Origin of the sequence: Paenirhodobacter ferrireducens (genome assembly GCF_004022265.1) — a bacterium.
Lineage (GTDB): Bacteria > Pseudomonadota > Alphaproteobacteria > Rhodobacterales > Rhodobacteraceae > Rhodobacter > Rhodobacter ferrireducens.
In genome coordinates this window covers 1-2635 of record NZ_SAVB01000045.1, presented here as the reverse complement: position 1 = coordinate 2635, position 2635 = coordinate 1, and the positions used below count along the sequence as shown (strand labels likewise).

The 2635-nt window shown below is 69.9% G+C and carries 3 protein-coding genes; all 3 read left to right on the top strand.

Translation table 11 applies throughout. The features are described from left to right. Positions 1-453, top strand: a 453-nt coding sequence (locus EOW65_RS20060; RefSeq protein WP_164880178.1) for a hypothetical protein, incomplete at its 5' end; no start/stop codon positions are given. After that, positions 453-2528 (top strand): phage terminase large subunit family protein, encoded by a 2076-nt coding sequence (locus EOW65_RS19740; RefSeq protein ID WP_128152379.1) that lies wholly within the window; start codon positions 453-455, stop codon positions 2526-2528. The genes EOW65_RS20060 and EOW65_RS19740, both read left to right, overlap by 1 nt. After that, the coding region (locus tag EOW65_RS20450; protein ID WP_369407179.1) for a phage head-tail joining protein at positions 2525-2635 on the top strand (111 nt) is incomplete at its 3' end. The genes EOW65_RS19740 and EOW65_RS20450, both read left to right, overlap by 4 nt.

Here is a 2635-nt window from a genome sequence, read left to right as displayed (position 1 = left end):
CGCCTCGACCCGGGGCAGATGCTGGGCAACGGGGCGGGCACGCGCGCGGCACTGCGCGATCTCGATGCCCCGGCACCGCGCACGGCGCCGCGGACCGACAGCCTGCTCGAGCCGCGGGACCCGGATCGCTACGAGCTCGCGCGGATCCTCAACGCCGAGGAAGACGCCCGCCGCAAGCGCCGCGACAACGAGCGCGACGAGGGCCGGTGGGTGCTCGCAGATGAGGTCGAGCGCATCAGCGGGCAGGCGCTCGCGCGCGAGATCGGCCTGTTCGAGGCGGTGCTGAAGGATGCGGCCCGCGCCGTCGCCGATCGCCTCGGGGTCGATTACCGGGAGGTGCGGCAAATCCTGATGGCGGAATGGCGGAGCTACCGGACCACGCGGGCGGGACAGATCCGCGGCACGGCGGATGCGGTGCAGATGTCGGACGCGGAACGGGAGGCGAATGTCTGATGGGGTTCCTGTCTTCGGCGGCGGCCGCAGTCGAGCGCGGCCTCGCCCTCGCGATGGTGCCGCCGCCGCCGCCCGACATCACGCGCTGGTGCGAGGACAATATCGAATTCGACGAGCGCTCGCCGTTTCCCGGGCCGTTCCGGATCGATCGGTTTCCGTTCCTGCGCCGCATCCACGAGGTGCTGTCGCCGGAGCACCCTTGTCGCGAGGTGACGGTGCGCGGCTCGGCGCAATGGGGCAAGACGGTCTCGGTGCTGAACCCGACGGTCGCCGCCTGGCACGAGTATGGTCCGCTCGACAGCCTGGTGGTGCATCCGACCACGTCGTCGGCGACGGAATGGGTGCGCACGAAGTGGATGCCGATGCGCCGCTCGGCGCCGTCGCTGCGGGAGATCTTCGGCGACGGCCGGGGGGAGCAGACCGACACGCTGCACAATCAGGAGACCATCGCGCGCACCGGCACGCTGAAGATCACCTCGGCAGGCTCGCCCGACGACCTCGCCGGCACGACGCGGCGCCTCGTGCTGATGGATGACGTGGCGAAGTTCGAGATGACGCCGAAGGGTGACCCGGAAGAGCTGGCGGCAAGCCGCGCCGCGGGCTTCGAGGATGCGAAGATCGTGCGGATCTCGACGCCGCAGATCGTCGGCACCTGCCGGATCACGCGCGCTTTCCAGCGCTCGACGCAGGAGCACTACCACGTGCCCTGTCCGCATTGCGGCAACATGGCGCCGCTGACCTGGGAGAACTTCCGCCGCAACCTCGACCCGGAGAGGCTGCATGCGGCGCATTTCAGCTGCGAGGCCTGCGGGGCGGTGATCGGGCACGGCCACAAGGTGGCGATGGTCGCGGCGGGGAAATGGGTTGCGCACAACCCGAAGGGCGATCATCCGGGGTTCCACCTGTGGCGCGCCTATGTGCCGCAGCGGGACTGGGCCTCGATCGCGGTCGAATACGCCCGCGTCATGGGGTGGACGAGCGTTGCGCTGACGCAGGAAGGCAAGGCGAAGCTCGCCGAGCAGGTGGACGCCCAGACCGAGCAGACGTTCTGGAACGACGTGCTCGGTCTGCCCTACGAGCAGGCGAGCAAGGGGCCGGACTGGGAGAAGCTGCGCGATCGCGTCGAGACGCCGGACGAGGGGGCGGTGCCGCCGATCCAGCGCGGCACTGTGCCGGCGCAGGGGGTAATCCTTGCCTGCGGCGTCGACTGTCAGGGCGACCGGATCGAGGCGCAGATCGTGGCCTTCGGGCGGAACTATCGCCGGTGGGTGATCGACTATCAGGTGATCCCGCATCACATCAGCTCGGACGAGGCACGTCTGGCACTGAACCAGCTGCTGAAGTCGGCCTGGCGCACCGAGGCGGGCCGGCGGGTCGCGCTCGACGTTCTGGCGATCGACGGCGGCGCCTACACCGAGGACGTGTGGGACTGGGCGCTCAGCCATCCCTACACTCGGGTGATCGTGACGAAAGGTGCAACCAGCGCGCTGGCGCAGCCGCTGAAGCGGATGGAATTCGACAAACGCACCGACCGGATGGCGCGGCGCAAGAAGCGGCAGGGCTTCATCGTCGGGGTCAGCCAGCTGAAGGGCGACTTCTACGCCTGGCTCGACAAGACCGACCCGGCAGACCGCGGCTATTGCGCCTTCGCGGCCGGTCTTGGCGACGAATACTATCGGCAGGTCACGGCCGAGGTGCGGGTGCTGAAGCGGGCGAGCTCGGGCGTGATGACGAGCCGCTGGGTCATCTCGGAAGCCGGGCGGCGCAACGAGGCGCTCGACACGATGCTGATGGCGGAAGCCGGGGCGCGCTTCAAGCACTGGACCTATATGTCCGATGCCGCCTGGGATCAGCTCGACGCCGAGCGCGGCGGCGGTCCCGAGGAGGCGCAGGGCGATCTTTTCGGGGCGGCGGTGCCCGTCGTCGCGGAGCTGCCACGGCCGCTCAGCACGCAGGCGATGCCGGAAGAGCCGGCGCCGGCGCTGCCGCGGGGCGGAAAGCCCCGCCCCGAACAGAAACCGACAACCGCAGATGCAGATCCGGGCTGGGTGCCCGACCGGGAGGATTGGCTATGAGCTTCACGCAGGAACAGCTTGACGCGCTGCGCGCCGCCCGGGCCACGGGGGCGCTCGAGGTGAGCCAGGGCAACGAGCGGGTGCGCTATCGCAGCCTCGCCGAGCTC

Excerpts from the sequence above, each read along its gene's own strand:
- EOW65_RS19740 (WP_128152379.1), top strand. The coding sequence starts at position 453 with ATGGGGTTCCTGTCTTCGGCGGCGGCCGCAGTCGAGCGCGGCCTCGCC.